The sequence below is a fragment of the Paenibacillus sp. XP01 genome, assembly GCF_057364885.1.
Window position 1 is genome coordinate 5301452 of record NZ_CP139481.1, and the last position, 13345, is coordinate 5314796.

Here is a 13345-nt window from a genome sequence, read left to right on the forward strand (position 1 = left end):
GGTCGGATTTGTGTAGAATGAAGTCACCACAACAACCATTCACACAAAGAGAATCCTCCATGAGCTACTCACATCTTAGCAACATTGAGCGCAGCAAGCTAGAAATCCTCCACCGGCAAGGAGCTCGGGAGACACCCTTCGACCATTTGCCGTGAATTAGAGCGCTCAGCTTCATCTGGGACGTACAACTCAGAACAAGAGCAGAATGCGTATCAGGAGCGGCGTAAAGCTTCGGTATCCACGGGCAAATGGTCCGCAACCTTGGCTGCTTCGTTGGAAGAAAAGCTGAAGGTCATCTGGTTTCCTGAACAGATCGGCGCGTTTTCGCATGGATGGCCTGCCTGTCGTATCCTTCAAAACCATCTATCGCTGGATCTACAAAGGAAGACTGGTCCGTGGTGTACTGCAAGTCCTTCGAAGCGTCAGGAGCCTGCTGAAACTCACGGTAGATTTATCATTGGAAGGTCCATTGCTCAGCGTCCCAAGGAGGTTCGTTCCCGCGAGACGTGTGGACACCGAGAGCTGGACACCATCGTATCAAGCCGTGGAAAAAGTAAAGGATCTATCGACACGTTCGAAGAACGGAAGACACGGCTGTATACCGTCATTCTCATGCCGGATCGGACGGCCTTGTCCATGGAAATCGCCCTCGGTGTCGCCATCTTGCAGTATCCTAAAGGGACATTTCTCACCGCCACGGCTGACCGTGGGAAGGAGTTTGCTTGCTATTCAAATGTGGAAACCAACCACGGGATAGATGTTTATTTTGCGGATCCCTATTCCTCTTGGCAACGGGGTTCCAATGAGAATGCGAACGGGCTGCTTCGAGAGTTTTTCCCGAAAGGTACGGATCTTGCTGAGGTGAAGGCTGAAGACCTTGCCCGCTCCTTGATTTAATCAATAACAGACCCCGTAATTGCTTGGGGTGTGAACCGTTCACGAATCCTTTTCAGAGAAACTGTCGCACTTGACTTGACATTTTCATGAATGTTATACGGGACTTCTTAAATATCCGCACGGATTAGATTATAGTCATTGTCAAAATACGCATGGATTCTGTGGCCGCCAAACAATTCTCCGTCGTCATACTCGCAGTAAATATGAGTATGCTTGATCACAATATCCAACAGTCGGATGCACGCCGCAAATCTTTCTTTGCTGACGTTATACTCCCCCGCGTCAACCCGATCCCAGTCCAGGTCCGGGTCATCCTCGTCGTACTCTGGCCAGAAATCATTTTTGAACGTCACTAACTCACCCGCAATCCTTGCCTTGGCCTGTTGATCAAATTCAGACAATCCCTCGTACAGCTTATCAGCCCGATGTATCATCTCTTGCATGTTTACCTTGTTGTCGGATGCATCCAATATCCAGTGCACTGCGCCTTCGCGAAGCGTGTATCCTTCACTTATTTCTTCGTAAACCAATGTGCCCATTTTCGCACTATGTATGGATTTCAACAACGTCCACAATCCTCCCTTACAACACCCCGTTCATTCCGCCGAACATCTGGCCTAACACATCCCATTGTACAAATATCCAACATAATATCATAGCTAAAGATAGACCAACCAACAGATTCCTTTTGTTCTTCGGGATGGCAGCCAGCAGGATTACGACCATTAATATGTATATCGCATAAAGCCATGGGATCAAATAATAATGCGTGTGAATCGGCAAGTATGCGTTTCGTAATTCATACCCTTCCGCCAGCAGCAAGGTGATGGGAAGCGATAGGATCGCAGCCGAGATGAACCCTTTTCCGCGCGCATACCACATCACATACGCACAGACTGGAGATATCAACGCACATATGCCCCAGAACAAGATGGCTTTTCCAGGGAAAAATTTCAGAAACAGCGTGGTATACACGTAATAAACGGCAAGCATGGAAACAAAAAACGCAAAAACGTTCGCTGACGCCCATTTGGGCGAGCAGCTAAACACCGACAAAAGCGTGGCCGTAAATATCCAGATCCCCAGGCGTCCGCCGATATTATCAAATATGGGGTTAATGCTTGCATTGTCTACTAACTTTGCGGCTACACCCATGATAATTCCCAGTACGATGGCATACACGATGGAACGAAGCTTGTGTTCTTTGGTCGTCCCAATCGGGGTTCGAATGGAATTCAAGGCTCGGTTGCTTACCATTTCACACATCCCCCAGACGAGCGATGGCATATTGCAGCAATTGTGCTTTTTTCGCTTGCGTAATCTCCAGTGGGGCGTCTTTTAATGCCAGTGGATTCACTTCGAATCTTTTTCCGGCAGCCTCCTGCTGCTGCGCAATTTCCATCATGGTGTTCACCGGGCTGGTGTAGTTTCTAAGCAACGAGCGGCATAGTCTTTCCGTGAGCTTTTCCGGTTCCTCGTTTACGAAGCAAAGCTTGCCGTGTACCAAAGAAACATGTTTCTCAAATTGGTCCTTCAGATCGACGACATGCCAGCCTGACCAAATCTCCCGGACCTCGCGAATCACTTCTCCCAGATCAGGGGCATACCACAAATGGATCGTTCGGGCTGGAATATCGAGATGAAATCCTTGATCCGGAATCTCCTCCGGCCATTCTTTCAAATCCAGTTCCGTGCGTCCGACATGTTGATCCAAGTGTTCGAGCAGTTCGGGACCTTGCAGCAAATAGTCCTCCATCTCCCACTGTGCCGGATATAATCGTAGTTCCCCGTTCGAAAAAACGATGCTCGCAATCGTTCGCACCCCGCCTTCCGCCGATTCCGGTACTAATGCAGCAGGTTCAACACGTTTGTTGGTTCGCTCCATCAATTCATCCGTAGGATGGCCGACATATTCGGCCAGATCCAGAATGCCCGCCGATGCCCATTCAATGGACCACCCTGGCCATAGCGGCTTCATCATTCGAATCAGGTGCCTGCGCAGCGGAATTTCGTAATTCACGTCCTCCCCGCCATACCAGAGCAGCACTTGACGATCCAAATCCATCAGCGCGCCCCCTTCCGCCCACGCCGTATCAAGCCATGCTGTCGTCGGCTCTTGACGTTTGATGAATTCCAATGCTGCTTCCGGGCCCCAAAACAAATTTTCCGGCATCGAGATGCCGCCCCAGTGACTGTAATACAGTGAATATGTATGATGTTCAACCAGTAAAAGATTTGCACGATGCCCCATTCATCTTCTCTCCCCCAGTATTTCATAATCGTTGTTACTATAGAAACCGCATTAATCAATCACACTAGGACACTGCGAGTGCAGTACCATCTTCCAATCGCTGTTATCCCCAGATTTTTTTGAATCCCCTTTTTCAAGGGGAAATCCGGTGATAAAGGCGAACGCTTCGCTTCTTCAGATTGGTCCTGCCTCTTCGTTAACGTGTTTATGTTTTTGCGGTTTATATCTATCAATAATATTATAAATCCTCCACTTTTCCCCAACTTTTTTAATTCCTTAAACGTAATATTAAAGTAAGAAAAAAGACAGTCCATTGATAGAAGCCTTTCGTATACTTAACGTATCCAGCGTACGAATCGTTTGAAAGAAAATGGACCATGAACAGAAAGGTGGAACTTTCATGCAAAAACAGAGGGTAAACGACCAGCGTTCCGTTAAAGGAATACCCTTGCCGACATTGCCCCTGAAGCGCGTTTCTCCCCTTGGGCCGGGGTGGACAGGTGCGATCACGGTATTAAGCTTAGTCACGTTATGTAATGGATTGGTGCAAGGATACTACTATTTGGGATCACGAAGTGTTGCGGACTATTTAATCGGGACCTCATTGTTTTTGACCGTAATCCTGGTTGTTACCGGAATCATTGCCGGGTTGCTGCATTGGGCAAAACAAATGCCTTCACGATATGTGTGGTTCATGCTTGCTTCGTTCTGTGTGTTGTCGATCAGCTTTTTTGGTCCCATCCCGTTAACGCTGCTGGTTGCTCTTGTAATGATTATTTGCTTTTCCCTGCTCGGTGCGGTGCTCTATCGATTTAAGGCTGGAGCTTATCGGGAAACTAAGAGCTGGAAAAAACGGACGGCAGGAGCAGCTGCCGCAGCGGCTCTCATTCTGATCTGTATGCTGGGGTACTGGCTCATGAGTGAAGGCAAAGCTGAGCTAACCGTGCCCTATCCGTTACAAACCGTCAAATCGGCGGAACAATACCGCACGACATTGTCTAATCCGGCGGAGCCTGGGAAATTTCGCGTGAAATCGATAACCTACCAAAGCGATCCAACATCTCGCAAAGATCTCGGAGAACAAGGCATGCTTATAACCGAAGCCGTCGACGGTTCAGCCTTTGTGGAACAATGGACGGCAAGGCGCACAAAAACGTTCGGTTTCGGACCGGAAGCGATGCCGTTAAACGGGACGGTCTGGTATCCCGAGGGCGACGGTCCGTTCCCGCTGGTATTGATCGTACACGGCAATCATCTTGCGACGGAGCCTTCCGATCCGGGTTATGCTTATTTGGGCGAGCTGCTGGCAAGCCGGGGATTCATCCTGGCTTCCATCGATCAAAACTACCTGAACACTTCTCCATTCAACGACCTGTTCATGTTCAGCGTTCTGAAAGGAGAGAATCGCGCCAGGGGATGGCTGATGCTGGAGCATCTCAAGACATGGGACAAATGGAACTCCACCGAAGGCAATCCGTTCTATGGCAAGGTGAATATGCAGCGCATCGGGCTGATCGGACATTCCCGGGGTGGCGAAGCCGTCACCACGGCGGCAGCTTACAATGAAATGACATCCTATCCCGAGGATGCCAACATCAAGTTCGACTATCATTTCAACATCCGTTCCATCGTTTCGATTGCCGGCACCGATGGGCAATATCAACCGGCCGGACAACCGATTGCCTTGAAAGACGTGAACTATCTGGCCCTGCACGGCTCCAACGATATGGACGTCTCTTCGTTTGCCGGAGCGAATCAGTATCACCGAACCCAATTTACGGGTAACAACGGATTTTTCAAATCCTATGTGTACATCTACGGAGCCAACCATGGACAATTCAACAACGAGTGGGGCAAACACGATGGTGTCGGCTTGGGAAACATGCTGTTCAATACGGCCGAGCTTCTTCCCGAGGAGCAGCAAACACTGGCGGCAAAGGTGCTGATTTCGTCTTTTTTGGAAGCCACGCTGAAGGATCAAGCCGGGTACCAAACCGTGTTTCAGGATCTTGGGCACGCCAGGGAATGGCTTCCCGAGACGATGTATATCAGCAATTATTGGGATGCAAATACAACAACGATCAGCAGTTATGACGAGGACAGCGATCCTGAGACGACCACGTTGTCGGGGGGCCGCTTGGAAGGAGAGTCGCTTGGGGGATGGAAGGAGCAGAAGATGGAGATGGCCCATACGGTCGAGCAGTATAGCGCCGTTTCCCTGGAGTGGGATCACGCGACAGCTTCTTCCGTCCCTGCCTACAGGGTCGTTTTGCCTGATCGGGGAATCGAAACGACCGAGCAGAGCTCCATCGTGTTCTCCCTGGCTAACGGGAATGCGGATCATGATGCAGAAGACGGAACCAACGCGCTGGTCGATCTAACCGTTTTGGTTGAAGATGACCAAGGAAATGCCGGCCGTTTGCCGCTAAGCAGCGTTTCCCCCCTGCTGCCGATGTTCGAAGGGTCGCTTGCAAAACGACCGTTTTCATTCTTTCAGACAACCAAGGAGCCAATCTTTCAGAATTATGCCTTCAGCCTGGCCGAGTTCGCCAAGACCAACTCTAATTTTAACCCGGAACGAATCCGCAAAATCAGCTTTGTGTTCGACCAGACGGCCAAAGGAAACCTATTCATCCGGGATATTGGCATCCGCAACACCAAGCCGTAGATGCTGCCTGATGCTTTGCAATAAACAGGAAGATTCTATCTAAAAGGACGTCGTCCTTTAACCGACTTGATGGTTATAAACCAAAGATCCCCTCCGAATTTCAGCGCTGCGATGCTCGGTTTCGGATGGGATTTTTTTTGCCGCTTCATCTCCCCTCTATTTCTCCAATCCGTTAAACTCCCTCAGCATCTGTGTAAAATCAGTCAAGCGCTGGTCATCCCAATGGGAAATTCGCCCGTAAAACGCATCTTCCTTTTCCTTCAGCGCCTCGATCGTCTGCTGCCGTCCCTGCTCCGTGAGCGAGAGCAGCACGCCGCGGCGGTCTTCCGGCGATACCTCGCGGCTGACGTAACCGGCTTGCTCCAGCTGTTTGATCAAACGGCTGACCGAGCTGCGGTCCATGGCCGTCGCTTCGGCCAACGCAGCCGCGCTCGCCTGGCCGTGGGAATACAGCCAGCGAATCAGGTGAAATGCCGCAGGTTGGAGGGCTGCGTCGAAGCGTGCCGCCGTTTGCACATGCAGTGCATGCGACGCGCTGATTAACGCTTGGATCTGCTCTCCGAGCGCGAGTTCCAACCGTTCCCGTTCAGTTAGATCCGCTTGAAAATCCTTCATCTCCAATATTCCTCCCACTCATTTAATTGACAAATATCAATTAATCATTATAGTTGATTTATATCAATCATATAACCCCTCGCAGCCTCTTGTCAAAATCAGAGGACGGATTTTATTTTATTCGCCAAAGGAGAATGATTCATGTCCAAGTCCAATCATCCGATCGTTGTCATTACCGGCGCCACCAGCGGGCTCGGTCAGCTCGCCGCCCTTGAACTGGCCAAACGCGGCATGCAGTTGGTGTTGACTGCCCGAAGCCGAGAGCGCGCCGCTGCCACCCATAAGCTCATTGTAGAAGCCGTGCCTTCCGCGCAGATTCAATTCTTCTACGGAGACTTGTCTTCCATGCAGGACGTGCAGCGCATCGGACAAGAAATCGGCACGGCTTTCCCGAAAATCGACGTACTCCTCAACAATGCCGGGCTGCATGCGTTCGAACCTCGCACAACGTCCGAAGGATTGCCCGAAATGATGGCCGTCAATTACCTGTCGCCATGGCTGCTCACGCATACGCTGCTGACTTCCCTGCGAAATGCCGGGAAGGCGCGGATCGTCAATGTCGCATCCGAAGCTTCGCGCCGTCACGGAACGCTGACCTTGCCGGATGATTTGACCGACACATCTCCCTTCACGGCGCGCGGATCCTCCCCGATCTATGGCAAAACCAAGCTGCTTAATATTATGTTCACCGCTGAATTGGCGCGCCGATGCGCAGGCAGCGGCATATCGACGAATGCCCTGAACCCCGGCTTCAACGTAACCGGACTTGGCCGTGAACTCCGGTTCGCATCCGTGCTCGAACGCATCCTGAACGCACTCCGCATCGGCGACCCGCGCCGGGGCACGGATATGATGGTGCGCTTGGTAAGGGAGCCCAAATATGGGCAGGTCACTGGAGGTTATTTTAATGTAGGAACAGGAAAAGAGATCCACGCTGTCGCCCCTGCCCGGGACGTGGCGTTACAGCAGCAGCTGTGGCGTGATACCGAAACCTTGCTTGCAGAACGCGGATATTTGAAATAAACAAGTACAGCAGTTGCCATGATTCATGAACTTCCGGACAACACAAAAAAGGGGCTTCATTGCCCCTCCTTCAGTCTATCCGAAGCCAGCTGCCAAAAGGCTGCGTCTAAGCTTCAACTGACTGCTCCCGCGTTATTCAGAACTCCGTACAGACATAAACACGTCCACCTCATCCTCGCTGTCCACCGCAAAACCGAAACGTTCGTACAACCGCCGTGCCGGACTGCCTTGCAGGACGTTCAGATGAACGATCCGCCCCTGCACCTCGGCTCTCGCAAGCAATGTCTTCAGCACGTGTGTACCGATGCGCCTGCCCTGATACGCAGGATCGATATAGAAATGCTCCAGCAAGTACGCATCGTTGCCCTTCGGCTTCAGCGCCACGCACCCGGCCTCATTCCCGTCCACCTCAATGATCCACGTATGCTCAGGATCGAATGTCTTTCGGAACCGCTCGCGCACGTTCACATCGTCATACCTGCCCAGGCGGTTTAAATCGTCATACAACACAACCGCCCGCAGTTCGGCGAGCCTGTCCTGATCTTCCTTTGCGGCCCATCGCATGTTCACCTGCATATCCATGGAATCCATTCTCCTTTTTCCACCATTCGCATTAAAACGAAAAAGCCCTTAGCCCACCAAAACGAAACTTCATGGCTCCTGGGCTTAAGTATAACCTATCTTAGTCAATATCAGAGTCTCTGAACGCCTAAAAGTTACGCCGTGCACATTCCACAGCCATCTGCATCCAGGACATCCCTTCCGAAACGAATTCGATCTATCCGTACGCATGCAGACAAGCTTACCAAATCCAGGAGGAACTATGCTATACTACTTAACAAGCAACGCCCGTCACAATGCCGTCATGCATCCAAACTCGATATAAAAAGAAAGGTGTATGCCATGGAAATGAGAATGATCAAAACCTTTCAGACCATCGTGAAGCTGGGCAGCTTCCAGCAGGCCGCAGAAGCGCTGCAGTATTCTCAGCCAGCGATTACGCTGCACATGCAGAAGCTTGAAGCCGATCTCGGCGCCAAACTGATTCATCGGGGCAAAAAGATCGAGCTGACGGAAGCGGGGAAAATATTCTATGCACGTGCCGAAATGCTGCTGAGGGAATACGATTTCCTGACACATACCATTGCGGATATTCAACAAGGCGAAGCAGGGTATGTACGGTTAGGCGTTTCGGAGCCTACGGCAAGCCATCGGTTGCCAGCCATCCTCTCCGCATTCAGGGCGCATCATCCCAAAGTCAAACTAAACGTTCGCATCGGGGACAGCAAGCTGCTGAACGAACTTTTGATTGACGAGCAGCTCGATTTCGCCGTTTGCCCTTCACCGGAAGCCAGCCTGGATACCGAGTTTCACCCGCTGCTGTTTGAGCCGATGGCACTGCTCGTATACGAGGACCACCCTTTTGCCGAAATGAATGAAGTCCGTCTTAAAGACCTGAAGGACCACCATCTGTTATTCACGCCTCCCAATTGCCCCATCCGGATCCGCATCGAACAACTGTTGAAAGAACACATCGGAAACGATTATCAGGCCATTGAAATCAGCAATATCCGATCGCACAAGTACTACGTGCAAGCGAAACTGGGGATCACGATCGCTCCGGTGGGAACGATTGCTCCCGAAATTCCGGGTACAACGATAAGAAAACTATCAGATTTAAACGTCGGACCGCTTGTCGGCATTCTGCGCAAACGCAACATGCCCATAGGCTCTGCGGGGACAAAACTGATGCAGGATATTCGCTCCGCGTTGCTGCAACGCCATTTGCATATTCCCGAATTTCAGCCCCCGGCGCCGATCGCGCGGGCAGAGTAAAAGCTGCGGCTCAGTGCCGCAGTTTTTTAGCGTTCGGGCTTGAAGGCAGTGCGGCCTAATTCAGCCTACTTTAGTCTCCCTGCCGTACGTCCGCCATCCACCGTTAACACAGCCCCTGTAATAAAGCTGGCCTGTTCCGATGTCAGATACAAAATGGCTTGCGGCGCGTCATCCGGCCCCGAAGTGCGACCAAGCGGCGTAATACGAATCATCATTTCCGTGTGCTCTTCCGTCATCACGCTTACCTCGCTGCCCGGAGCGTAACCGGGAACTACCGCGTTCACTCTAATATGGTACGGGGCCAGCTCCAGCGCAAACGTTTTGGTCAGCATTTCCAAACCAACCTTGGAGACCGAATAATTACCCATACCTACGCCAGCCGTGCTGGCAGCCCCTGAACTAATGTTGATAAACGAACCCGGCACTTCGTTCTCGATCATCCGTTTGGCAAAACGCTGGGTCAACAGGAACGGGGCGGCCAGATTCAGGTCCAGCGTCTCGTTCCATTGTTTCAGGTCCATCTCCATCAATGTCCGATATGGATAGATACCCGCATTATTGATAACGATATCGGGCGCCCCCCAATGCTGCTGTACCGCTGCGATCAACCCGTCCGCAGAGCTCTCGTCGGTAAGGTCGGCCGCATGCGTATGAACCTCCACCGCCTCCAACGAAGAAGCAGCATTTCGCAACGGCTCCTCGCGTAGATCCGTCAAAAACAGCCTTGCTCCTTCAGCGGCATAAGCACGTGCAATCCAGCGGCCGAACACGCCTGCCGCCCCGGTAATCACTACTTTTTTGCCAATGAATCGATGATCTGGCATGCATCCGTACTCCTTTTTATCATCTATGTTGTTTCATGCCCGCAACGGGCAACCCTTCATCCTTTTACAAAGCCCAGGCTTGCCGGATTGAAATCGACGAGTCGCGCCTCTTCGTCCTGTTCACCTCGACGATGATCACATTCCCGCATGTTCTTCACCCATTTTCCCGAATTCAATGGTTCCCGACATGTGCGGGAGCTTCCGCTTTCTCCAACTCGTCCATTCCGGCAGCAACCAAATGTTCCGCTCGTTTCAACTCATGGCCGAACCGGTTCATTTCACGCACCAACCCGGTTCGCAACCGATAATAAACATCGCTGCCTGGAGTGGATGCTGCCAGAAGCTCGGCATCCGCCAATGCCGGTACGAGCGGCTGGCTGATCGCCGGATCATGCCCATACACGCTGCCCCGGACATAATTGAGGGGCACCAATATGCGGCTGAGTCCCAGCACAACCCGGTTCGCAACCCGAAGGCCCGGTTCGGACAACCCCGGCGAGACCGAAGCAACCAACCGATAGAATGCGTCCACCGTCTGGTCAAGCTGCCGAAGCCGAAGCTCGATGCGTCCAAAGTCGAGGTGCTCTCCCGCCAGTTTGGCATAGGCATTCACCCTGTCCTGCAGGGCATGAACGGCTTCACGCTGGTCGATGGGCACGATCGGCGCGGATGCGGCATGGTAGATGGCAGCGGCATATACTTTGCAATCGCGTACCAGATGCGCCGGGTCCAGCTTGTCGAGCGTATCCTCGGTGGTATGCCACCACCAGCCGAACCAACCGTCGGGCTGGTAGGACAAACCCATGAAGACCGATGGCAAGCCGACTCCCCAGAAAGATTGGTCACCAGCTCGGCCGAAAGGCGACCCGCGGAAGGGTTCATCCGTGACGACGCGGACAGCGTCTGCGCACAAGGAGCGCGTCTCCGCCATCGTGTTGGCTGCACCGAGGCTAACCGCGCCAACGGCACCCACCGAGTCGATGTTGACGTGCAGTACGCCATTCTCGTACAGCTCTTCCCAATGCAAATCGCTGTATAACGCAGAGCCTGCATACCTGCCGTGCGAATGGCCGGACCAGAAGGCCAGCCTGACGCTTCGCCGCAGACGTTCCCGGTACAACGAGAGCACGCGGGCCGTCTCCAGCATGACGGCATTGGCCGAACCGTTATCCATGGCGCCGTAATGCCAGGAATCCACATGGCCGCTGAACAGAATGAACTGCTCGGGCTCCGCCTGTCCGCGGATTTCCGCCGTCAACGTCGGAATAGGGAGCCAGCCGGTCGTTACTTCCGTCTGGATCACAGCGTGAACGATGCCATCGTTTCCGCTTTCCAGCTGGGCTTTGATTCGTTCACCATCCGTCCGGTTGACAGACAGAACCGGAATAACCGGGTATCTGTCTTCCAAAGACGCAGGGTTGCCCCATACCGCCGATACGATCATTTCATGGGTGTACGTCCCGTTGTTGATGAAAATCGCGGCGCTCGCTCCTTGCTGCTGAAGTCGGTCCAACACGGTCCAGTTCGCCAAGCCGTGCACAACGGCAGCGCCTCCGTTGAACTCATGATCGCCGATGGCCTGCGCGTCCACATATTGAAGCGGTACGTCCAACCGCGCGGTCGATGCCGACATGGCATGCGTAATGGCATCGTAAGCGACGCTGCCCACGATCAGTTCCGCGTGTCCTGGCAAGCTGATGAACGCGTCGTGGAATTCCAGCTTTGGCTCCAACCCGAAACCCTCCAGCGTATCACGGATGTACTCGAAGGCACGCAATTCCTCAGCCGAGCCTGAGAGACGTATTTCCTTAGCCACGTTTTCGTTATATACGGTCAAACAGCCAGCATCAATGCTGCCGAGGATGGTTTCCAGCGCTGTCTGGCGCACTCGTTCAGCCTGTTCCTTTTCCCTTTCTCGCTCCGTCCAATACCCCGTTCCTGCCTTCCCGATCGGTGGTTTCCGTTCAGTCACGGGCATCGCCCACCTTTCCGGCCACCCCGATGACGAGGTCGTCCTGCGAATTCCCTCCAAGGTAGCGTAGCGCCGTTTCCCCAAGGATCGCGATGCCCGTGACGATCGCGCGCTCGTCAAAGATGATCGAATCGCTGTGCAAAGGCAGCTGTGACCTGGCGTCTTCCGCCGATACGGTCCCCAAGCGGAACATCGCACCCGGCACATGCTCCAGATAAGCCCCGAAATCTTCGGCCCCCATGGAGGGTTCCAGCAGTTCAACGACAGCTTCCCGCCCCACGATGGCCTCTCCGGCCTGACGGATCACGTCCACGAACCGATCGTCGTTTACGACGGGCGAGCCTCCCCGATAATACGTCAATTCGGCTTGTCCCCCGAAGCCTTCGGCAACGCGCTGAACCAATTGCCGGATACGCTCCGGCAGCGCATCGCGCGTTTCGGTGCGGTGCGTGCGGACGGTGCCCGCCAACAGCACTTCATCGGCAATGATATTGTACGCCTTGCTGTTGCTTTGAAGCTTCGTAATCGACAATACGACGGAATCGAGCGGCGAAGCATTTCTGGACACGATCGTCTGCAAAGCGCTGATGACCTGGGCCGCGATCTCGACGGCATCCACGGTCTGATGGGGATAAGCAGCATGGCCACCTTTGCCCGTAATGCGTATATCGAACGCGTCCGCCGCAGCCAGCATCGGTCCTTTTCGGATACCAACCGTTCCCGCAGGCAAGTTCGGCCATACATGAAGGGCCGCAATGGCGTCCACCTTCGGGTTGTGCAGCACACCGTCTGCGATTAAGTCGGTTGCGCCTCCTCTCACTTCCTCGGCAGGCTGAAATATGAACTTCACCGTGCCATGCAAATGTTCGCGGTATTCGCTCAGCGCCGCGGCCGTGCCTAATAGAATAGCCGTGTGTACGTCATGTCCGCAGGCATGCATCACCCCCGGAATAAGGCTGGCGAAGGGCAAGCCTGTTTTTTCCTCCATCGGTAGTGCGTCCATGTCTGCCCGCAGTGCCAGCACCTTTCCCGGCCTGCTTCCATGAAGCAGCCCAACGACACCCGTGCCGCCGACGCCGGTCCGCACTTCCAGACCGGCTCCCTGCAGAAACTCCGCAACGGTTCGGGCCGTCTCGAATTCCTGATGTCCCAGTTCAGGATGCTGATGGAACTGGCGGCGCAGCCGGATCGCTTCATCCTTCCACTTTTCGGCAACGCATGCAAAGCTCATATCATACTCCTCCTTCTCTTTCTTCTAT

General features: G+C 53.2%; 12 protein-coding genes. 4 read left to right on the forward strand and 8 right to left on the reverse strand.

Translation table 11 applies throughout. The features are described 5' to 3' along the window. Positions 1-144: 144 nt before the first annotated feature. The gene (locus SNR34_RS23935) at positions 145-897 is read left to right on the forward strand and encodes an IS30 family transposase (RefSeq protein ID WP_438286846.1); all 753 of its coding nucleotides are present in this window, start codon (positions 145-147) and stop codon (positions 895-897) included. 107 nt (positions 898-1004) lie between these two features. Here SNR34_RS23935 and SNR34_RS23940 read toward each other — a convergent pair whose 3' ends face one another. Genes SNR34_RS23940 through SNR34_RS23950 form a run of 3 tightly spaced genes read right to left on the reverse strand, consistent with a single transcriptional unit; the run spans position 1005 to position 3148 of the window. Beyond that, on the reverse strand, positions 1005-1463 hold the full coding sequence (locus tag SNR34_RS23940) for a DUF2262 domain-containing protein (RefSeq protein ID WP_486180352.1): 459 nt from the start codon (positions 1461-1463) through the stop codon (positions 1005-1007). Positions 1464-1479: 16 nt separating this feature from the next. Continuing rightward, the gene (locus tag SNR34_RS23945; RefSeq protein WP_486180353.1) at positions 1480-2154 is read right to left on the reverse strand and encodes a hypothetical protein; all 675 of its coding nucleotides are present in this window, start codon (positions 2152-2154) and stop codon (positions 1480-1482) included. Between the two features lies 1 nt (position 2155). Then, entirely contained in the window at positions 2156-3148 is a 993-nt protein-coding gene (locus SNR34_RS23950; protein WP_486180354.1) for a hypothetical protein, read from the reverse strand. Between the two features lie 400 nt (positions 3149-3548). Between SNR34_RS23950 and SNR34_RS23955 the strand changes: the two genes are divergently transcribed. Beyond that, positions 3549-5816: an MFS transporter gene (locus tag SNR34_RS23955; protein WP_486180355.1), complete on the forward strand. Its 2268-nt coding sequence runs from the start codon at positions 3549-3551 to the stop codon at positions 5814-5816. A gap of 156 nt (positions 5817-5972) precedes the next feature. Here SNR34_RS23955 and SNR34_RS23960 read toward each other — a convergent pair whose 3' ends face one another. Next, complete coding sequence (locus SNR34_RS23960) at positions 5973-6431, reverse strand: MarR family winged helix-turn-helix transcriptional regulator (RefSeq protein WP_486180356.1); 459 nt, start codon at positions 6429-6431, stop codon at positions 5973-5975. A gap of 141 nt (positions 6432-6572) precedes the next feature. Between SNR34_RS23960 and SNR34_RS23965 the strand changes: the two genes are divergently transcribed. Beyond that, positions 6573-7454: an SDR family NAD(P)-dependent oxidoreductase gene (locus SNR34_RS23965; protein WP_486180357.1), complete on the forward strand. Its 882-nt coding sequence runs from the start codon at positions 6573-6575 to the stop codon at positions 7452-7454. A 132-nt stretch (positions 7455-7586) separates the two neighbouring features. Here the strand turns inward: SNR34_RS23965 and SNR34_RS23970 are convergent, their stop codons facing one another. Then, positions 7587-8036 (reverse strand): GNAT family N-acetyltransferase, encoded by a 450-nt coding sequence (locus tag SNR34_RS23970; protein WP_486180358.1) that lies wholly within the window; start codon positions 8034-8036, stop codon positions 7587-7589. A 321-nt stretch (positions 8037-8357) separates the two neighbouring features. Between SNR34_RS23970 and SNR34_RS23975 the strand changes: the two genes are divergently transcribed. Beyond that, positions 8358-9290 (forward strand): LysR family transcriptional regulator, encoded by a 933-nt coding sequence (locus SNR34_RS23975; RefSeq protein ID WP_486180359.1) that lies wholly within the window; start codon positions 8358-8360, stop codon positions 9288-9290. 65 nt (positions 9291-9355) lie between these two features. On the opposite strand, the gene SNR34_RS23980 is transcribed toward SNR34_RS23975, so the two are convergent. The 3 genes from SNR34_RS23980 to SNR34_RS23990 all read right to left on the reverse strand — a co-directional run bounded on the left by SNR34_RS23980 (position 9356) and on the right by SNR34_RS23990 (position 13317). Further along, complete coding sequence (locus SNR34_RS23980; RefSeq protein WP_236415640.1) at positions 9356-10114, reverse strand: SDR family NAD(P)-dependent oxidoreductase; 759 nt, start codon at positions 10112-10114, stop codon at positions 9356-9358. Between the two features lie 172 nt (positions 10115-10286). After that, positions 10287-12086, reverse strand: coding sequence for a M28 family peptidase (locus SNR34_RS23985; RefSeq protein WP_486180360.1), 1800 nt, complete (start codon positions 12084-12086; stop codon positions 10287-10289). Beyond that, complete coding sequence (locus tag SNR34_RS23990) at positions 12079-13317, reverse strand: M20 metallopeptidase family protein (RefSeq protein ID WP_486180361.1); 1239 nt, start codon at positions 13315-13317, stop codon at positions 12079-12081. Before SNR34_RS23990 ends, SNR34_RS23985 begins: the two co-directional genes overlap by 8 nt. Positions 13318-13345 lie beyond the last annotated feature (28 nt).

Bases quoted from the DNA above. Each gene is read 5' to 3' on its own strand.
- SNR34_RS23945 (WP_486180353.1), bottom strand. From the start codon at position 2,154: ATGGTAAGCAACCGAGCCTTGAATTCCATTCGAACCCCGATTGGGACG.
- SNR34_RS23950 (WP_486180354.1), bottom strand. From the start codon at position 3,148: ATGGGGCATCGTGCAAATCTTTTACTGGTTGAACATCATACATATTCA.
- SNR34_RS23955 (WP_486180355.1), top strand. From the start codon at position 3,549: ATGCAAAAACAGAGGGTAAACGACCAGCGTTCCGTTAAAGGAATACCC.
- SNR34_RS23960 (WP_486180356.1), bottom strand. From the start codon at position 6,431: ATGAAGGATTTTCAAGCGGATCTAACTGAACGGGAACGGTTGGAACTC.
- SNR34_RS23965 (WP_486180357.1), top strand. From the start codon at position 6,573: ATGTCCAAGTCCAATCATCCGATCGTTGTCATTACCGGCGCCACCAGC.
- SNR34_RS23970 (WP_486180358.1), bottom strand. From the start codon at position 8,036: ATGGATATGCAGGTGAACATGCGATGGGCCGCAAAGGAAGATCAGGAC.
- SNR34_RS23975 (WP_486180359.1), top strand. From the start codon at position 8,358: ATGGAAATGAGAATGATCAAAACCTTTCAGACCATCGTGAAGCTGGGC.
- SNR34_RS23980 (WP_236415640.1), bottom strand. From the start codon at position 10,114: ATGCCAGATCATCGATTCATTGGCAAAAAAGTAGTGATTACCGGGGCG.
- SNR34_RS23990 (WP_486180361.1), bottom strand. From the start codon at position 13,317: ATGAGCTTTGCATGCGTTGCCGAAAAGTGGAAGGATGAAGCGATCCGG.